This window comes from Dermatophilaceae bacterium Sec6.4 (genome assembly GCA_039636865.1).
GTDB lineage: Bacteria > Actinomycetota > Actinomycetes > Actinomycetales > Dermatophilaceae > Allobranchiibius.
This window is the reverse complement of sequence record CP144172.1, coordinates 3,328,842-3,346,416: the sequence shown is the minus strand read 5'-3', so window position 1 is coordinate 3,346,416 and position 17,575 is coordinate 3,328,842. Positions and strand designations below refer to the sequence as shown.

General features: G+C 65.5%; 16 protein-coding genes. 6 read left to right on the top strand and 10 right to left on the bottom strand.

The genetic code is table 11. The annotated features are described in order from the left end of the window. Positions 1–40: 40 nt before the first annotated feature. From V3G39_15965 to V3G39_15950, 4 genes are read right to left on the bottom strand one after another with little or no spacing between them, the layout of a single operon-like run. Positions 41–1,390, bottom strand: a complete 1,350-nt coding sequence (locus tag V3G39_15965; protein XAS76123.1) for a serine hydrolase domain-containing protein — start codon at positions 1,388–1,390, stop codon at positions 41–43. Then, on the bottom strand, positions 1,390–1,917 hold the full coding sequence (locus tag V3G39_15960; protein XAS76122.1) for a GNAT family N-acetyltransferase: 528 nt from the start codon (positions 1,915–1,917) through the stop codon (positions 1,390–1,392). The genes V3G39_15965 and V3G39_15960 overlap by 1 nt, the downstream gene beginning before the upstream one ends. Next, positions 1,914–2,681 carry an amino acid racemase gene (locus V3G39_15955; GenBank protein XAS76121.1) on the bottom strand — a complete coding sequence of 256 codons (768 nt, stop codon included), beginning with the start codon at positions 2,679–2,681 and terminating at the stop codon, positions 1,914–1,916. Before V3G39_15955 ends, V3G39_15960 begins: the two co-directional genes overlap by 4 nt. Beyond that, on the bottom strand, positions 2,678–3,952 hold the full coding sequence (locus V3G39_15950; protein XAS76120.1) for a carboxylate--amine ligase: 1,275 nt from the start codon (positions 3,950–3,952) through the stop codon (positions 2,678–2,680). Before V3G39_15950 ends, V3G39_15955 begins: the two co-directional genes overlap by 4 nt. Before the next feature lie 75 nt (positions 3,953–4,027). Here V3G39_15950 and V3G39_15945 point away from each other — a divergent pair, with 75 nt between their 5' ends. Both V3G39_15945 and pcrA read left to right on the top strand, forming a co-directional pair. Beyond that, complete coding sequence (locus V3G39_15945) at positions 4,028–5,296, top strand: divalent metal cation transporter (GenBank protein ID XAS76119.1); 1,269 nt, start codon at positions 4,028–4,030, stop codon at positions 5,294–5,296. A 67-nt stretch (positions 5,297–5,363) separates the two neighbouring features. Then, positions 5,364–7,850 (top strand): DNA helicase PcrA, encoded by a 2,487-nt coding sequence (pcrA, locus tag V3G39_15940; GenBank protein ID XAS76118.1) that lies wholly within the window; start codon positions 5,364–5,366, stop codon positions 7,848–7,850. Positions 7,851–7,878: 28 nt separating this feature from the next. On the opposite strand, the gene V3G39_15935 is transcribed toward pcrA, so the two are convergent. Beyond that, complete coding sequence (locus V3G39_15935; GenBank protein ID XAS76117.1) at positions 7,879–8,631, bottom strand: M23 family metallopeptidase; 753 nt, start codon at positions 8,629–8,631, stop codon at positions 7,879–7,881. 345 nt (positions 8,632–8,976) lie between these two features. Here V3G39_15935 and V3G39_15930 point away from each other — a divergent pair, with 345 nt between their 5' ends. From V3G39_15930 to sucD, 3 genes are all read left to right on the top strand, one after another. Beyond that, a complete protein-coding gene (locus V3G39_15930; GenBank protein XAS76116.1) occupies positions 8,977–9,387 on the top strand; it encodes a cobalamin B12-binding domain-containing protein in 411 nt (136 codons plus the stop codon). Between the two features lie 96 nt (positions 9,388–9,483). Further along, positions 9,484–10,668 carry an ADP-forming succinate--CoA ligase subunit beta gene (sucC, locus tag V3G39_15925; protein ID XAS76115.1) on the top strand — a complete coding sequence of 395 codons (1,185 nt, stop codon included), beginning with the start codon at positions 9,484–9,486 and terminating at the stop codon, positions 10,666–10,668. Positions 10,669–10,713: 45 nt separating this feature from the next. Further along, the gene (gene sucD, locus V3G39_15920) at positions 10,714–11,604 is read left to right on the top strand and encodes a succinate--CoA ligase subunit alpha (GenBank protein ID XAS76114.1); all 891 of its coding nucleotides are present in this window, start codon (positions 10,714–10,716) and stop codon (positions 11,602–11,604) included. Between the two features lie 190 nt (positions 11,605–11,794). Here the strand turns inward: sucD and V3G39_15915 are convergent, their stop codons facing one another. Further along, entirely contained in the window at positions 11,795–12,793 is a 999-nt protein-coding gene (locus V3G39_15915; protein ID XAS76113.1) for a hypothetical protein, read from the bottom strand. A gap of 18 nt (positions 12,794–12,811) precedes the next feature. Further along, positions 12,812–13,741, bottom strand: a complete 930-nt coding sequence (dapD, locus tag V3G39_15910; protein ID XAS76112.1) for a 2,3,4,5-tetrahydropyridine-2,6-dicarboxylate N-succinyltransferase — start codon at positions 13,739–13,741, stop codon at positions 12,812–12,814. Between the two features lie 114 nt (positions 13,742–13,855). Here dapD and V3G39_15905 point away from each other — a divergent pair, with 114 nt between their 5' ends. After that, complete coding sequence (locus V3G39_15905; GenBank protein XAS76111.1) at positions 13,856–14,827, top strand: aldo/keto reductase; 972 nt, start codon at positions 13,856–13,858, stop codon at positions 14,825–14,827. A 481-nt stretch (positions 14,828–15,308) separates the two neighbouring features. Here the strand turns inward: V3G39_15905 and V3G39_15900 are convergent, their stop codons facing one another. The 3 genes from V3G39_15900 to V3G39_15890 form a co-directional block, all read right to left on the bottom strand. Next, positions 15,309–16,187 carry a transporter substrate-binding domain-containing protein gene (locus V3G39_15900; protein ID XAS76110.1) on the bottom strand — a complete coding sequence of 293 codons (879 nt, stop codon included), beginning with the start codon at positions 16,185–16,187 and terminating at the stop codon, positions 15,309–15,311. 90 nt (positions 16,188–16,277) lie between these two features. Next, on the bottom strand, positions 16,278–16,934 hold the full coding sequence (locus V3G39_15895; protein XAS76109.1) for an amino acid ABC transporter permease: 657 nt from the start codon (positions 16,932–16,934) through the stop codon (positions 16,278–16,280). Continuing rightward, positions 16,934–17,575 carry an amino acid ABC transporter permease gene (locus tag V3G39_15890; GenBank protein XAS76108.1) on the bottom strand — a complete coding sequence of 214 codons (642 nt, stop codon included), beginning with the start codon at positions 17,573–17,575 and terminating at the stop codon, positions 16,934–16,936. The genes V3G39_15895 and V3G39_15890 overlap by 1 nt, the downstream gene beginning before the upstream one ends.

The following is a 17,575-nucleotide window of genomic DNA, read 5'->3' as shown; positions in this document are numbered from 1 at the left end:
CCCTCGTGCAGTGGATCGGAAGTGCGGCTCACGTAACGCACTAGTGCCAGCCGGCGGGGTCCACGCCGCCGGGTATGTCGCAGGACGGATCGTACGGTGACCGGGTGAAGCGGAACGAGCCCAGGTCCAGGTAGGAGGACCGCTCACCGCGGCGCAGCACACGCAACGTCTCACCCGCGAAGTACTCGTCCTGACCGGTCCACATGTCGGGCCCGCTGGGTACGAAACGCGATCCGCGGCCGGCGCCCTCCGGGGCGAGTTCGAGAGCGCCGCCCCGGCCAGGGCGCGCCAGGTATGGCCGAGGCCCCCAGAACCACCGCCCGGCCAGATCGCCCGATGTGGTGTCGACGGCCCGGATCACACCGTCCGGAACATGTTCGACATCCGCAGCGGCCAGCAGCCGGTAGGCCAGCTCGCCGTCGTGACCGGCAGTGGAGTTGGCGAGCACAGCGACCACCGCACCGTCTTCGGCCCGGACCCGCAGGCAAGCGACGAACCCGGGCATCGACCCGCCGTGCCCCACGTACCGGGTGCCGGACCGGTCGGTGACATCGACGCCGAATCCGTAGGCCCGCGTCCATGTCCGACCCGGCACATCATCGACCAGGCGGGGCGTCAGCATGCGCGAAAGTAGACCGTTCGGCAGCACCCGGCCATCCCCGCGCGCCAGGAAACCGCCGAGGCGAGCCAGGTCTCCGACCGTCGACCACAACTGGCCCGCCGCAGCCATCGCAGCAGTGTCATAGGCCGGTTCGGTGTGCAGCAGGTCGGCGTCGGGGTGCACAGCAAGACCTGGCGCGCAGCCGGTGGGCGCGGCATACGTCGTGCTGGTCATACCCAGCGGCAGGAGCACGTCGTCGCGGGCCACGTCCCACCAGGTGCGCCCGGTGCAGCGTGCGACGAGCTCGCCGAGGATCGCGTACCCGGTATTGGAATAGTGAAATCGCCCGATGAGATCAGGGTTGCGTAGCAGCTGGGGGGTCAGCTGCTCCCAGGTGCGGCCCGGGCTGCGCTCCCACCATGGCCCGGAGGGCTCGGCGAGAAGTCCGCTGCCGTGCATCAGCAGAGCGCGTGTGGTCACCGTCGCGACATCGGGGTTGCCCAGGGTCAATTCAGGCAGCCGGTCGCTCACCGGTGCGTCCAGCTCCAGGTGACCGTCCCGCACCTGTTGCAGGACGGTGATCGCGGTGATCGTCTTGGTGATCGATCCGATCCGGTACCGAGTGCTCGCAGTGGCCACCGGCCCGCCCACCCGGCCAGTGGTTTCGCCGACTGCGCCACTGCAAACCTCGATGCCGTCGATGAACACGGCCGCCGCGATCGACGGGCAGCGTGATGCCTGTCGCGCGGCGACGAGTTCGGCCGTGATGCGCTGGGCGACGGTCGGCATCAGGTCGCAATCCAGTAGCGGCGCCGTTGCCCGGCCATCCGCTCGAAGACACCGCCGCAACCCTCGATCGTGGCGCGGGATGCCAGGTTGTCGTCGTCGCAGGTGAGCATCACCTGGTCCAGCCCGAGGGCGCGCGCACGAGGCAACGACGCCCGTAGCGCAGCCGATGCCACCCCGCGACGTCGCGCCGATGGGCGCACGCCGTAGCCGATGTGCCCGCCGTACTCAGCCAGGAAGTCATTCTCGAGGTGGTGACGCAACGCGAGCGAACCGAGCAGCTGGTCCGGTTCCGCGGAGTCGATGATCCAGTACGTCGTGCACGGCACCCAGCCGGCCGGGAGCCCGACACCGCGCTCGGCGTCCCGCAGGGACTGTACGAAATCCGCGAATCCGGCCGCAGTAGCGAGCTCGAAGCCGAGTTGATCGTCGTACCCGAAACCGTGCAGCACCGCGCCCGGCGGGAACTCGGCCACGCCGGCCCGCCACGATGCGGCGAGATCGACGCTCGGGAATACCAGATCGATCATCGTCGTGGAGTACGACCGGCGCGCGCAACCGTCGCTCGGGCCAGGGTTTCGACCGAGTCGACGATGTGCGGCCGCTGCCCCCAACCCTGTTGGGCGTAGACCACCGACAGCTCGGTGCAGCCCAGCACGACGGCCCCTGCCCCCTGGTCACGCAGCGCATCGATGACCGTGAGCAACCCGTCCACATCCACCGGTCCACCGGCCTTCACGCCGTCGTAGATCACCGACATCACCAGCCGCTGCTGTGCCTCATCGGGGAGCAGCACCTGTGCGCCGAGCCGTTCCAGGACATCCTGGTAGACGCGTGCTGCGCGGGTTCCGTCGGTGGCAAGCACGGCAACGGGTGCGCCTGCTGCAGCGTCGACGGCGGCGCGGGCAGTCTCCTCGACCACGTCGACGACCGCCAGGCCGCTGGCCTGGACGATCTCGCCGGCGAAGTGATGTGCGGTATTGCACGGAATCGACACGAAAGAGGCTCCGAGCGCCGCCAGTCTGGCCGCATCCCTGGCCAGACCCGGGCCGGGATTGCGGGCATTCGCCGGGTCCAGGATGTAGGCCGTGCGGTCTGCAGTCGTGCTGTGATCCAGCACGATCAGATCCAGGTGGTCCTGGTCGCGGGCGGCGGGTGTGAGGTCGACGATCAACTGCAGGAAGAGCGCCGTCGCGGCCGGGCCCAGCCCGCCGATGACTCCCACCACGGTGTCCGACCAGGAGGGATCGCGATCGACGCGCAATGATGCGTCGATCGGGGGGATCTGGGTCATACCAGCGCTTTCGGTTCGGGGTAGTGCTCGCGGTACTTGCGTACGTAGTTGACCTGGTTGGCCGCGATCCACGCCCAACGACGTGGATCGCGCTCGGACTTGTAGAACCACGGGTTGGTGACCTCGCCGGCCTTGACGGCACGGTCGAAGGCCGGTCGCAGAGCGGGGTCGGTGACGTAACGCTTCAGCAGGCGCAGCGGGATGGCGGTGAAGATGTGTTCGTGGCTCGCCTCGAGCATCGGCCGGTCGGTGAAGTCGAGGCCGCGTACCCATTCCTCGACGTAGAGCTGCACCGTGTTGAACCCGGCCGCGGTGATGTAGAACGACGTTCCACCCAGGCGGGGGTTCAGCTCGAAGAACACCGTTTTACCGGTGCGCGGGTCGAACTTCATGTCGAAATTGGCGTAACCGCGCCAGCCGACGTGCTCCAGCAGCCGGGTCGCATGGGCGACCGCCTCGTGGTCGGTGCCGGTCAGAATCGCCGCGGGGATGCCGAGCGTCTCGGGGGAGTGCTCCTCCACCAGCACCCGCCCGAAGGCCGCAAACTTGACGACCCCCTGCTTGTCGACATAGCAGGTCATCACCCGCATGCCCTGGTCATCGCCGGGGATGACGTCCTGCAGGATGAACTTGTCGCGGTACCCCGAGCGGTGCAACGCCTCCAGCAGCTGTTCCAACTGCGCCAGATCACCCGCAGAGTGCACCTTCTTCTTGCCGGGAAAGGTGACAGCGGCATAAGCCTGCGCGTTGGAGGGTTTGGCAATCACCGGGAAGGTCAGATCGGCGGTCGCAGCGGCCAGATCGGGTCGCTCGGCAACGTCATAGACCACCGTTTTCGGATGGGGGATGTCCAACTCGGCGCATACATCCGCGAAGTTCTCCTTCCGGCTGAGCCGGTCGATCAGATCCGCATCGCAGTACGGGATGACGTAAAGATCCTCGAGGCGGTGCTTGATACTCGCCAGCACACTGACGACGTGGTCGGTGGTGGCCAGCAGCAGTTTCCGCTGCGGCCCGATCCGCGGCGCCAGCTCGCGTAGCTGGGCTACCAGAACCTCCGGATCCTGCAGGCTCGGCACGACGTGGTGCTCGATCAGCGAGCTGTGCGCGACCGGTCCGCCGAGCATCGTGGAGACGATGAGCGTGCGGTAGCCGTACCCGAGGTCGAACGAGCGGGCCAGGCTGTAACCCAGGCGGTCGCCCCCCAGGACGATGGGCGCGAACTCCTGCCCGGAGAGCAGCAGCGCGGCTTCGGGCGGCGTTTTCGGCATGGACACGAGACTAACCGCGAGCGCACGAGAAGCGCTCCCATGCTTTACCCAGTTAGGTATAGCTACCCTCATTCGGTGAACCTCCCATCGGCCGGCTCTCCTGTCTCGGCCGATAAGACCGTGGTCGGTAGGAAGCGGTGGCTGCCGGCCTCGATCCTGCTGCTCGGCCCGGGCCTGATGGTGATGCTCGCCGACACCGATGCCGGCAGTGTCATCACGGCCGCACAGTCGGGCGCGTCCTACGGATACCGGCTACTGCTGCCGCAGTTGATCCTCATCCCGATCCTCTACATCGTGCAGGAGATCACCGTCCGGCTCGGGATCATCACGGGCAAGGGGCATGGTGAGCTGATCCGTGAGCATTACGGAAAAGGGTGGGCCTGGCTCTCGGGTGTGACATTGCTGGCCGCATGCGTCGGGGCGTTGATCACCGAGTTCGCCGGTATCGCCGGGGTCGGGCAACTCGTGGGGCTGCCACCGTGGCTGACAGTGACGGCGGTCGCGCTCGCACTTGCGCTGTTGTGTGTGACCGGTGGTTATCGACGGGTGGAAGTCGTCGGGGTGACCCTCGGACTGTTGGAGCTGCTCTTCATCCCCGCCGCGATCCTGGCCCACCCCCAGGGCGGGGCGATGGCGTACGGATTGGCGCACTCGATATCTACGCACCCGGCCTATCTACAGCTGGTCGCTGCGAACGTGGGGGCGGTGATCATGCCCTGGATGGTCTTCTACCAACAGGGCGCCGTGCTGGACAAAGGTCTTCGCGCAAAAGACCTGCGGATCGGCCGGATCGACACTGCGGTCGGCTCCGTGGTGACCCAGATCATCATGGCTGCGGTCGTCGTCGCCACTGCGGCTACCGTCGGCCGCGCTCATCCCGGCCAGGCACTGCAGACGGTGGGTCAGATCGCGGATGCTCTCGTGCCGGCCCTCGGACGCACGGGTGCGAATCTGCTGTTCGGTCTGGGCATGCTGGGCGCGTCGACGGTCGCGGCGCTGGTCGTTGCGGTGGCCGGTAGTCGGGGTCTGGGTGAGGTGCTGGGGTGGCGGGTCAGCCTGAACGACTCGCGCAGCCATGCACGGGCGTTCTACCTGGTCTGTGTGGCGGCGCTGCTCGGTAGCGCGATCGCGGTGGTCCTGGCGCCGAGTCTGGTGAACCTGTCGGTGGACGTGCAGGTGATGAACGCGGTTCTGCTGCCGATCGTGCTCGGCTTCCTACTGCTGCTGGAGCACCGCGCGTTGCCCGTGCAGCACCGGCAGCACGGCCTGAGCCTGATCACGACCTGGACCCTGACCGGGATCGTCGTGGTGTTCGGTCTCTACACCGCGGTCACGGTGCTGTAGCCGGAACGCGCGATGTGCTGTCGCCCGCGCGATGACGTCGGTGGCGGCACGTACCCTGACGGGTGAGATGAGCAGCTTGTTCCACGACCTTCCCCTGCCCGGAATGCCCCCTTCCCAGATGGGTGGTGCCGTGCCGGTCGCCCGGCTGCGGCCACCATCCGTTGGGCAGCATGCTGTTGATGAGCATGCTGTTGATGAGCACGCTGTTGATGAGCACGCTGTTGATGAGCATGGCGTGCCGACCTGGGCGAGTCTGGGCGGCGATGCGCCGGGAATGCCCGGTGGCCGGCGGGGTCCGGGAAGGCTGACCGGCGAGCAACTGGTCGAGGGCCTCAACCCTCAGCAGCGTGCAGCTGTGCTGCACCAGGGGCCGCCCTTGTTGATCGTGGCCGGTGCCGGGTCGGGTAAGACCCGCGTCCTGGCCCATCGGATCGCCTACCTGCTGGCCGAGCGCGGCGCGCAGCCCGGCCAGATCCTGGCGATCACCTTCACCAACAAGGCAGCGGCTGAGATGCGCGAACGCGTGGAGGCTCTGGTCGGACCCGCCGCCCGCGCCATGTGGGTCTCCACCTTCCACTCCGCCTGCGTGCGCATTTTGCGGCGGGAGGCAACGAAGGTCGGGTTGAAATCCACTTTCTCGATCTACGACGCAGCCGACAGCCAACGGTTGATGGCCCTGGTGCTGCGCGACCTCGACCTGGACATCAAGCGCTACCCCCCGCGTTCGTTCACCCATCAAGTGAGCAACCTCAAGAACGAACTGATCGACGAGGAGACCTACGCCGGTCAGGTGACTGAAGGCAGCCATCAGGACCGCATGCTGGCCCAGGCCTACTCCTCTTATCAACGACGACTCCGGCAGGCCAATGCGCTCGATTTCGACGACATCATCATGATGACCGTCAATATCCTGCAGGCCTTCCCAGACGTCGCCGAGCACTACCGGCGCCGCTTCCGGCACGTCATGGTGGATGAGTACCAGGACACCAACCATGCGCAATACACGCTGGTCAAGGAGCTCGTCGGACACGCGGTGCACGACGACGCGGTCGGTGTGGTGCCGCCCGCGCAGTTGTGTGTGGTGGGGGACGCCGACCAGTCGATCTACGCGTTCCGCGGAGCGACCATTCGCAACATCGTGGAGTTCGAGAAGGATTATCCGGACGCGCGCACCATCCTGCTCGAGCAGAACTACCGGTCCACCCAGAACATTCTCGCGGCGGCCAATGCGGTCATCGCCAAGAACCCCGACCGTCGCCCGAAGAACCTGTGGAGCGAGGCGGGCGACGGCGCGCTCATCGTCGGATACGTCGCCGACTCCGAGCACGACGAGGCGGCGTTCGTCGCGCGCACCATCGACCTGCTCGGCGACGAGCACGGCGTCAAGCCCAAGGACGTAGCCGTCTTCTACCGCACCAATGCCCAGTCGCGTGCGCTGGAGGAGGTGCTCGTCCGAGTCGGGCTGCCCTACAAGATCGTCGGCGGCACCCGGTTCTACGAACGACGCGAGGTCAAGGATGCGCTCGCCTACCTGCGGGTTGTGTCCAACCCGCTCGACACCGTCAATCTGCGCCGGATCCTCAATACGCCCAAACGTGGGATCGGGGACCGCGCCGAGGCCTGTGTGAGCGCCCTGGCGGAGCGGGAGCGCGTCCCGTTCATCGCTGCACTGGGTCGGGCGGCCGATGCGCCGGGTATTGCCACCCGCTCGGTGACTGCCATCGGAGGGTTCACCGCGCTGATGGAGGGGTTGCAGCAGGTCCACCAGAGCGTGGGTGGTGTCGGGGATCTGCTCGAAGCGATCCTGGATCGATCGGGGTACCTTTCGGAGCTGCGCGCGAGCCATGACCCGCAGGACGAGACGCGCGTGGAGAACCTGTCGGAGTTGGTGGCGGTGGCGCGGGAGTTCGATGACAACTACCCCGAGGGATCGTTGCAGGATTTCCTGGAGCAGGTCTCCCTGGTTGCCGACAGCGACCAGATCCCGGACGACACGGGCCAGGCACAGGACCTGGGCGTGATCACCTTGATGACCCTGCATACCGCCAAGGGCCTGGAATTCCCGGTTGTTTTCCTCACCGGTATGGAGGACGGCGTCTTCCCGCATCTGCGCGCGCTCGGTGATCCGAAGGAGTTGGAGGAGGAGCGTCGCCTCGCCTACGTCGGAATCACCCGGGCCCGCGAGCGCTTGCACCTGTCCCGGGCTGAGGTGCGCTCGGCGTGGGGCGCGCCCCAGTACAACCCGGCATCGCGCTTCCTGGACGAAATCCCCAGCAGCCTGATCGACTGGGCGCGGGTGCAGACCACCTCGACCCGACCCTCCTCCATTCCGGCCATCGCGCGTCTGGCATCCCGCCCCGGCGTTCGCAGCCCGGGCAATCGACCGGTGATCTCACTGGATGCGGGGGACCGCGTTACCCACGACTCGTTCGGTCTGGGCACGGTCGTGCGGGTGGAGGGTCAGGGGGAGCGTTCCATGGCACATATTGATTTCGGCGGCGACACCGGTGTCAAGCGCCTACTGCTGCGGTACGCACCCGTCGTCAAACTCTGAAGCGCGGGCCTGCGAAGGAGTGCGGGTCTCAGAAAATTCCGTGCGCGCGCAACCACGGCGCCGGGTCGACCGGTACTGAACCGAGGTGGATCTCCAGGTGCAGGTGCGGGCCCGTGGAGTGACCGGTGTTGCCGGAAAGTCCGATGAGCTGCCCTGCCGAAAGCTGCTGGCCGGGTGACACGCTGATCGAAGACATGTGTGCATAGACCGCACTCACCCCGTTTCCGAAGTCCAGCTCGACCCGGTTGCCCATACCGCCGTACATCCCGGCAGCGGTCACGGTTGCCCGGTTCAGGGCGTGCAGAGGTGTGCCGACCGGGGTGGAGAAATCGTCACCGAGGTGCGTCGTGCCCCAGCGTGATCCGAAGGGCGAGGTGAACGTGCCACCGCACCCTGAGATCGCGCACACCCAGCCCGCGGCGCTGCCTTTGGCGGCGCTGGTCGCACCACGGCGCTGCGCGAGGGTGCGAGACGTGACGGCCTTCGACCGGGCTTTCACCGCTGGTTTCGCGGGCGGCGGCACGACCGGCTTCTCGGCCTCGATGGAGGCCTCGAGCATGGAGTCAGCGGACGGCGAAAGGTTTGCGGCGGTGAGCCTGGAATGCGTGGGTGCCGGGGTCGGCAGGATCCGGTTGGAGACGGGCCGGGCCGAGAACGCTGCAACCGCAGCCTGGTAGGTCGGGCCGCCTGCCGCGGCAGGTGCACCGTCGAAGGTGGTCGCGCCAGCGGCCCCGATGGCAACGATGCCGACAGTCACAGCAGCTACGCCCGGAAGGGACACCGCTCGAACGCGAGCAGCTACGGAGGGGCGGCGTGCGGCCGCCGCACGTGCGGCAGCACGGGTCGCGTGGGCCGAGGGGAGAATCGCGGTGCCTGGTGCAGGCGCGGTGTGCTGACTATGGTTACTGGCGCTGTGACGCCCGACAGCACGACTCACAAATTGCTCTCTCTCCGTGGTGGGCCATGCGAAAGACCGGATTCGGACTGGCCCTGCGGCTCACAGGTCATCTGAAGCCGCGCGTCGTTACCGTACCGTGACGTTGCCAGCCAGTAAAAGTTGAGTGCCGAAAGCCGGCCGGTGACGAGTGTCTCATCTGGTGGTGCGCGCCCCCGGTACGCTGCGTAAATGAGCAATATCGCTGACCGCCCGCTGCGAATCGTTGTAGCCAAGCCTGGGCTCGACGGCCACGATCGTGGAGCGAAGGTCGTTGCCCGCGCACTGCGAGATGCGGGCATGGAGGTCATCTACACCGGGCTGCATCAAACGCCGGAGCAAATCGTGGAGGCCGCCATCCAGGAGGATGCTGATGCGGTCGGTCTGTCGGTGCTTTCGGGTGCGCACATGACGCTCTTCGCAAAGGTGACCGCGCTGCTCAAGGAACGCGATGCGCAGGACATCGTCGTGTTCGGTGGCGGCATCATTCCTCAGGAGGACCTCCCGCAACTGGCGCAGATGGGGGTCGGCACGGTTTTCACCCCTGGCGCCACCACTGTCGAAATCGTCAGCTGGGTGCGCGAGCATGTCGGGCAGGGCTGATACCCGGTCGATGCGCGGTCGGTGGCGTTTTGCCCCCGCGTAGGGGCGATACAGTCCGAAGCAATTCACATACTCGATGGGCAGGACGTATCTGACGTGGATCTTTTCGAATACCAGGCACGCGACATGTTTGAGGCACATGGCGTGCCAGTACTCGCGGGCAAGACGATCACCGACGCATCGCAGGCGGAAGCGGCTGCACAAGAGGTCGGCGGCGGCGGTGTCACCGTGGTCAAGGCTCAGGTCAAGACCGGCGGGCGCGGCAAGGCCGGCGGGGTCAAGGTAGCCAAGACCCCTGCTGATGCGCAGACGTACGCCGAGCAGATCCTCGGCATGGACATCAAGGGACACACCGTCGGCACCGTGATGATCGCGGCCGGCGCACAGATCGAACATGAGTACTACTTCTCGATTCTGCTGGATCGCTCCAACCGCACCTACCTCGCGATGTGTTCCGTCGAGGGCGGCGTCGAGATCGAGCAGCTGGCTGTCGAGCGGCCCGAGGCACTTGCCAAGGTCGCCGTCGACCCGATGGTCGGCATCGACGAGGCGAAGGCCGCCGAGATCGTGCGCGAAGCAGGTTTCGATGCGGAGACCGGTGCCAAAGTCGCCCCGGTCCTGCAGAAGCTGTGGGACGTCTACCGCGAGGAGGATGCCACGCTGGTCGAGGTCAACCCGCTTGTGCAGACCGCTGACGGCAAGATCGTGGCGCTGGACGGCAAGGTCACCATCGACGAGAACGCCGGCTTCCGCCACCCCGATCACGCAGGCCTGGAAGACTCCGCTGCCGCGGACCCCTTGGAGGCGCAGGCGAAGTCCAAGGGCCTCAACTACGTCAAGCTCGACGGCGACGTGGGCATCATCGGTAACGGTGCGGGTCTGGTCATGTCGACCTTGGATGTCGTCGCTTACGCGGGCGAGAAGATCACCAACGGCCAGGGCGCACATCCCAAGCCGGCCAACTTCCTGGACATCGGTGGCGGCGCGAGCGCAGAGGTGATGGCCAACGGACTCGGGATCATCCTGGGCGACCCGCAGGTGAAGTCGGTGTTCGTCAACGTGTTCGGTGGCATCACAGCGTGTGACGAAGTCGCCAACGGCATCGTGGGCGCGCTGGACGCGCTGGGTGACAGCGCCACCAAGCCCCTCGTCGTCCGCCTCGACGGCAACAACGTCATCGAAGGCCGACGTATCCTCGCCGAGCGCGACCACCCGCTGGTGAGCATCGAAGAGACCATGGACGGCGCTGCGGCCAAGGCCGCCGAGCTCGCCGCCCGCTGACCGAGCTGACTGAGCTCACCGAACAGACCAGAACGGATCAGACACATGGCAATCTTTATCAACGCCGACTCCAAGGTCGTCGTACAAGGCATGACCGGCGCGGTCGGTATGAAGCACACGAAGTTGATGCTCGGTGACGGCACGAACGTCGTCGGGGGCGTGAACCCGCGCAAGGCGGGCCAGTCCGTCGATATCGACGGCACCACGATCCCCGTCTTCGGCAGTGTCGAAGATGCGATGAAGCAGACCGGCGCCAACGTGTCGGTCGTCTTCGTCCCCCCGGCATTCGCTCGCGCGGCCGTCGTCGAAGCCGTCGATGCCGCGATGCCGTTGGTCGTCGTCATCACCGAGGGCATCGCGGTCAAGGACTCCGCTGAGTTCTACGCGCATGCGCTGGCTTCGGGCAAGACCAGGATCGTCGGCCCCAACTGCCCCGGGCTGATGAGCCCTGGCAAGTCCAACGTGGGCATCATCCCGGGTGACATAGCCGGGCCCGGTCGGATCGGGCTGGTCTCCAAGTCCGGCACGCTGACCTACCAGATGATGTACGAGCTGCGCGATTTCGGTTTCTCCACCGCTGTCGGTATCGGCGGCGACCCGGTCATCGGTACCACCCACATCGACTGCCTGGCAGCATTCGAAGCCGATGACGAAACCGACGCGATCGTGATGATCGGTGAGATCGGCGGCGACGCCGAAGAACGCGCGGCGGCCTACATCAAGGATCACGTCACCAAACCAGTGGTCGGCTACGTGGCGGGTTTCACGGCTCCGGAGGGCAAGACGATGGGTCACGCAGGCGCGATCGTGTCCGGCTCATCCGGCACCGCCGCTGCCAAGCAGGAGGCGCTGGAGGCAGCCGGCGTCAAGGTCGGCAAGACGCCATCCGCCACCGCAGAGCTGATGCGCGAGATCATGCGCGGCCTGTCCGCATAGGCGGCACGACGTAGGTGTACGACACGGCCGGTCGCCCCCTCGGGGTCGACCGGCCGTTCGTCATGCCCGGCGCTGCCAGCGTTGGCGTCGCCGGCGTTTGGGTCGTCACCGACGTGAACGCGCGAAGAACGAGACGAATACGGGCTTTTTTGGTCGCCATCGACCACAACGACGGATGCGGGAGAGCGGCTCAGCGGCCGGCGAGCTCGATACGCACGCTGGTGGGGGAGCCGGCGGCTCGCGTGGCTGCCGTCCAGGTCGCGCCGCCACGTCCGCGTTGACGTTTCCACATCCGGTCACCGACCGTCACGCTCGTGATGCCGTCGGACTGGGCGTGGGTGACAGCCCAGCCGGCCAGGGCCCACGCACGCGCGCCGTTGCGGGCCGTGAAGCTGACGTCTGCGCTGCCCGCGGTCGCCACGAGGCCGGTCTGATTGCTCATTTTCTTGACCAGAGCGGTCGGGGATGTCGAGGTCGTTGCGGGGTCCAGTCGGCAGGCCACTGCTTCACGGTGACTCCCGTCCAGCGAGGCGGTGAGGATCTCGGCCGCGGTGACGTGGTCGGCGTACGCCGAAGGGAACGCGGAGCGCTGTACTTCCTGCGCGGCCACTTCGATCGGTTGCTTCTGCCAGTCGGTGATGTTTGCGAGCCTGTTGTAGAAGGTGGTCGATGCGTAGACCGGGTCCAGGATCTGGTCCTGGGTGCCCCATCCCTGGCTGGGGCGCTGCTGGAAGAGCCCCAGGGAGTCGAGGTCGCCGTACTTGAGGTTGCGCAACTTCGATTCGGTGATCGCGGTCGCTACGCCGATCTCCCCGGCGCGGCTGGGCAACTGTTCTTTGACGGTCGCGACTTGCACGACGGTGGCGGCGTTCGCGGACTGTTCGGGGGAGTAGCTGACGTTCCCGGTCGCCGTGAACTCGCAGCTGGGTGAGCCGAAATTATCCAGCAGATGCTGGTAGCCGTAGTACGCACCGCCTGCGACACCGGCGACGACCAGCACCGGAATCAGGCAACCGGCGGCCCATGCGCATCCCCTCCGGCGCGGGGGCGCATCGTGGAATTCGAAGGTGGATGAGACGGGGTCGGCATTGTCGTGGTCGTGGTCCTCGTATGCCCCGTCTGCGTCGTCGTACAGCCCGTCGAACTCGCGATCGTGGCCCTGCCGATCCTTCTTCTTGCGAAATGCCATTGAGGAATCTGGGTGCTTTCAGTTCTGGTGTAACGCGTCGTTCAACGTGATGCCGTGGCCCTTGCGTCCTCGGCAGCGCACGACACCGGTGGTGGAGTCGCGTAGGAACAACATCCCGGACCGTCCTGAGAGTTCCCGTGCCTTGAGGACCGAACCGTCGTCCAGAGTCACTTTCGTGCCGGCGGTGACGTAGAGGCCCGCCTCGATGACACAGTCGTCACCGAGTGAGATACCGACGCCGGCCTCGGCGCCGACGAGGCAGCGCTCACCGATCGATACACGGTCGCTTCCGCCACCGGACAGGGTGCCCATGATCGACGCGCCACCGCCGATGTCGCTGCCGTCGCCCACGACGACGCCCTGCACGATGCGTCCCTCGACCATCGAGGTGCCCAGCGTGCCGGCGTTGAAGTTGCAGAAGCCTTCATGCATGACGGTGGTGCCCGGCGCGAGGTGCGCGCCCAGGCGAACCCGGTCGGCATCCGCGATCCGCACGCCGGAGGGGGTGACGTAATCGGTCATCCGGGGGAATTTGTCGATGCCGTAGACGTGTAGCGGGCCGGCGAGCTTCAACCGCATCCGGGTCTGTTCGAAATCGGTGACGTCGCACGGGCCTGCACTGGTCCAGACCACGTTGGCAAGAACCCCGAATAAACCGTCGAGGTTGACGGTGTTGGGGAGCACGAGCCGGTGGGAGAGCAGGTGCAGACGCAGGTAGGCGTCGGGCACATCGACCGGCGGAGTGTCGAGATCGACCTCGGTCAGCACGATCGCAGTCTTGACCTGTCGGGCAATGTCGTCGCCGGCGAGTGCGGCGAAGTTGGCCGGTGTCGAGTACGGGTCGTCGGCCGGTGCGTCGCCGAGGGCCGGCGTCGGGTACCAGGTGTCCAGGACCGTGCCGGCGTACGTCGTGGTCATGAGGCCATGACCCCAAGCGGTGCGCGTCATGCGCCCAGGGTAGGCGAGCGACCGACCCGATCCGGTCCCCGTCCACTCCACGACGGGGTGTGTCGCGGCGTACGGTCGAACGGGACCGAACATTCGACGTGAGGGGACAAGGCCATGGAGTACACCCGACTCGGTACGACGGGTATGCAGATTTCGCGGATCGCGCTGGGCTGCATGAGTTACGGCGAGCCTGACCGTGGTGCGCACCCGTGGAGTCTGACCGAAGAGGCCAGCAGACCGTTCTTCAAGGCGGCCGTCGAGGCGGGCATCACCTTCTTCGACACCGCCAACGTCTACAGCGACGGTAGCTCCGAGGAGATCACCGGCCGCGCTCTGAAGGACTTCGCGCGGCGCGAGGAAGTGGTCATCGCCACCAAGCTCAACGGCCGGATGGGTCCCGGACCGAACGGCGCCGGACTCTCGCGAGGCGCCGTGATGTCGCAGATCGACGCCAGCCTGACCCGCCTCGGCACTGACTACGTCGACCTCTACCAAATCCACCGCTGGGATCCGCATACGCCGATCGAAGAGACGATGCAGGCGCTGCACGATGTGGTCAGGTCCGGTAAGGCGCGGTACATCGGTGCGTCGTCGATGTGGGCGTGGCAGTTCGCGAAGGCGCTACACGTCGCCGACCTGGGCGGGTGGACCCGGTTCGTCACTATGCAGGACCACTACAACCTGCTGCAGCGCGAGGAAGAGCGCGAGATGTTCCCGCTGCTGGCCGATGAAGGGATCGGCTCGATCCCGTGGTCACCGTTGGCGCGAGGGAAACTGACCCGCGACTGGGACGCCACCAGCGACCGCAGCGAGACCGACGAGTTCGGTAAGACGCTGTACCTGCAAACGGACGAGGCGATCGTCGACGAGGTAGCCGCCGTGGCGACTGAGCGCGGCGTGAGCCGGGCGCAGGTCGCGCTCGCGTGGGTGCTGCGCAACCCGGTGGTGAGTGCGCCGATCATCGGTGCGACGAAGCAGGCCCATCTGGCTGACGCGATCAAGGCCGTCGACCTGGAGCTTTCCGAGGACGAATGCACCCGCCTGGAGTCGGCTTACACGGTGCGTGAGCCCGCAGGTTTCAACTGACAATGTACGAGAAGAAATAATTGATGAGATGGTGGCCCAGTAGTGGCGTAAGGGGGAATAGGGCACCGTTTTATGGGTAGATTGCAGATTCTTACGGAGAGAATCTGAGAATTCTCTCGAATGACTATCCAGCCTTGTCAAAGGCGATCCTGAATTGTACGACGGCGCGTTCGGCCCATTCTCGCCAAAAGAGGAAAACCCGGAGCCGCAATACTTGAGCGGTGACCCGCACAGCCATTGATGCAATAGTGTGATGTGCTGCGACGGTCGTACGTGATCCTTCAGTGGAAATCGTTGTGTTCAACCGGTGCTGGGTTGTTCGAACCCGATGTCTTTGGTGAGGACCCCCGCCTGGGCCTCACCGGCGTGAACGAATCCGGCTGGAGACTGACGTCGCGAATGTGAGGATCACGAGTCGGTAACGGAGTGAGCGGGTCGGTACGGCTGGAGGAACCCCGTACCGACCCGCTCACTCACGCGTTCAGCTGGCAGGAACGATGTACTGGGTGGCGCCCACATCGGCCAACTTGGGGTCGAGACCGGCATCCTTGAGGAAACCGCCGAGCGTCCCGTCCTTGCGCATCTTCACGATGTCCTCGCTGGTGGCGGTCTTCAACGAGGTGTTCCCCTTGGTCAAGGGGAATGCAGCCTCAGGCGCTTTCACAATTGCCTGAACTCGCGGGTCAGGGTGCTTGTTCGCGAGTTCGATCTTGAAAGCGGATCCTTTCGGGTACTCGGTGACCAGAACGGGATAAGCGTCGACACTCGCCTGAATACGGCCCGCGTCCAGGTCGGCTTTCAGTTCGACGCTGCTCGGGTAGGTCTTGAGCTTGCTGCCGAGGATCTTCTTCAGGTCGTTCACCCACAGGTAGCCGTCAACGGTGCCGACGTTGCCGACCTTGGCCAGCTGGTCGATCGTGCTCACGTCGGTCTTCGCTGCGATACCCATGCCGTCGAGGTAGGTGGAAGCGGAGAAGTCAACCGCCGCACCACGTTTCGCGGTCGCATCGATACTGCCGATGGCCATGTCGATCCGACTGCCGGATATCGACTGGATCGCATCGGCGTAGGTCGCCTGCTGCCAGACGGGCTTGAGGCATTCCTCCTTGGCAATCTTTTTGACGATCGAGACATCTACGCCCTTGGGATCACCGCTGTTGTAACTGCTGAGCGGTGGGATATCGATGACCCCGACCGTCAGACTGCCGCTGGTGACGGTTTTGATCCCTTTGTGCACGGGCGTGCAGTTGGAAGTGGTGCCGCCTGCCTTCGACGAGCTGCTTCCGCAGCCGGTCAGGACGGATCCGGCGGCCGCGGCGACCGCGACTGTAACGGCTATCTTGCGGTGCGAGAACAACATGGGTGCCTTTCAGGTTTCAATCTTGGTCGGTTCGGTGGACAAGGGCAGGTAGCCCCGGTTCCTGACCTGCTCGATGGTCACGAGTGGGTCCTAGGCGTAACGGCGGGACATTCGACGTTCGAAGTAGACGGTGATCCACGTTGCCGGCATAGAGACTGCGGCATAGACCAACCCAGCCAGCATGAAGACCTTGAGGTAGTCGAAATTCTGACTGCCGATGTTGTAAGCGGTCTTCATCAGCTCGGGCACCGCGATCGCATAGGCCAGCGACGTGCCCTGGAACATCTGAATCGCAAGGCCCATCAGACCGGGGATCGCTGAGCGCAGTCCCTGCGGCAGGATGACCCGGCGGAAGGTAGAAGACTGACTCAGCCCCAGGGCTGAGGCTGCCTCGAGTTGACCGCGCGGCACTGCCTGGATACCGCCGCGCATCATTTCGCTGGAGTAGGCCGCAGAGTTGAATGTCAGTCCCACGCACGCGGCCGTGACGCTGCCGAAGGTGATCCCGAAGCGGGGTAGCCCGTAATACACCAGGTAGAGCACTACGAGAGCCGGAGCACCTCGGCCGATTTCGACGATGGCCAGACCAATGGTGCGGACTGCGAAATGTCGCGACGTGACCATCATGCTGAGTCCGAGCCCGATGGGGTAGCCAACGACAATCGTCACCACTGCGATGAACGCGCTGTATTTCAGTCCGCCGAGCATGGTGGGTAGGTAACTCACCCAATCGTTGAGCCAGCCCATCAGAGGATCCCCTCCCGCATCCGTCGGTCAAGTCGTCGTGCCAGGTAGGCGACGGGCAGGCTCAGCACGATGTAGAGCAGACCCGCGTAGATGTAGGGGAGGATCCCTTCGGCTGTCGGGTGTTGGCGAGAAAAGGACTGCGCCTGGAAGACCATTTCGGGAACGATGATTGTCGAGGCGATGGACGTGTCCTTGAAAAGCCCGATGAGGTAGGTCGCGACAGAGGGGGAGACGATTCGCAGCCCTTGCGGTGCGATGATCCGGGCGAACGACACCCGGGAGGAAAGACCGAGTGCCTGGGCGGCTTCTACCTGTCCGGCCGGGACGGTCTGCAATCCACCTCGATAAATCTCTGCGAGGTAGGCCGTGGAGACAATGCTGAGGCCGATGATGGCCGACTTGAGCGGACTGAAGTGGAAGGCGCCGACATTGACGCCGAATTTGATCAGGAAGAGCCACACGATGATCGGCACGCCGCGCACGAAATCGACGAACAGGCGACACGCGAGCCGGGTCACTGCAAACCGTGACCGAAGGCCGAGGGCCAGTGGTATCGCGAGGATCGCGCCGACGACGAAGGAAGAAAACGTCAACCACAATGTCGTGGGTAGGCCGTCCAGGACGGCAGTGAAGACTCCCAT

Excerpts from the sequence above, each read along its gene's own strand:
- V3G39_15960 (XAS76122.1), bottom strand. The coding sequence starts at position 1,917 with ATGATCGATCTGGTATTCCCGAGCGTCGATCTCGCCGCATCGTGGCGG.
- sucD (XAS76114.1), top strand. The coding sequence starts at position 10,714 with ATGGCAATCTTTATCAACGCCGACTCCAAGGTCGTCGTACAAGGCATG.
- dapD (XAS76112.1), bottom strand. The coding sequence starts at position 13,741 with ATGACGCGCACCGCTTGGGGTCATGGCCTCATGACCACGACGTACGCC.
- V3G39_15930 (XAS76116.1), top strand. The coding sequence starts at position 8,977 with ATGAGCAATATCGCTGACCGCCCGCTGCGAATCGTTGTAGCCAAGCCT.
- V3G39_15890 (XAS76108.1), bottom strand. The coding sequence starts at position 17,575 with ATGGGAGTCTTCACTGCCGTCCTGGACGGCCTACCCACGACATTGTGG.
- V3G39_15915 (XAS76113.1), bottom strand. The coding sequence starts at position 12,793 with ATGGCATTTCGCAAGAAGAAGGATCGGCAGGGCCACGATCGCGAGTTC.
- V3G39_15900 (XAS76110.1), bottom strand. The coding sequence starts at position 16,187 with ATGTTGTTCTCGCACCGCAAGATAGCCGTTACAGTCGCGGTCGCCGCG.
- V3G39_15955 (XAS76121.1), bottom strand. The coding sequence starts at position 2,681 with ATGACCCAGATCCCCCCGATCGACGCATCATTGCGCGTCGATCGCGAT.
- V3G39_15950 (XAS76120.1), bottom strand. The coding sequence starts at position 3,952 with ATGCCGAAAACGCCGCCCGAAGCCGCGCTGCTGCTCTCCGGGCAGGAG.
- pcrA (XAS76118.1), top strand. The coding sequence starts at position 5,364 with ATGAGCAGCTTGTTCCACGACCTTCCCCTGCCCGGAATGCCCCCTTCC.
- V3G39_15965 (XAS76123.1), bottom strand. The coding sequence starts at position 1,390 with ATGCCGACCGTCGCCCAGCGCATCACGGCCGAACTCGTCGCCGCGCGA.
- V3G39_15895 (XAS76109.1), bottom strand. The coding sequence starts at position 16,934 with ATGGGCTGGCTCAACGATTGGGTGAGTTACCTACCCACCATGCTCGGC.
- V3G39_15905 (XAS76111.1), top strand. The coding sequence starts at position 13,856 with ATGGAGTACACCCGACTCGGTACGACGGGTATGCAGATTTCGCGGATC.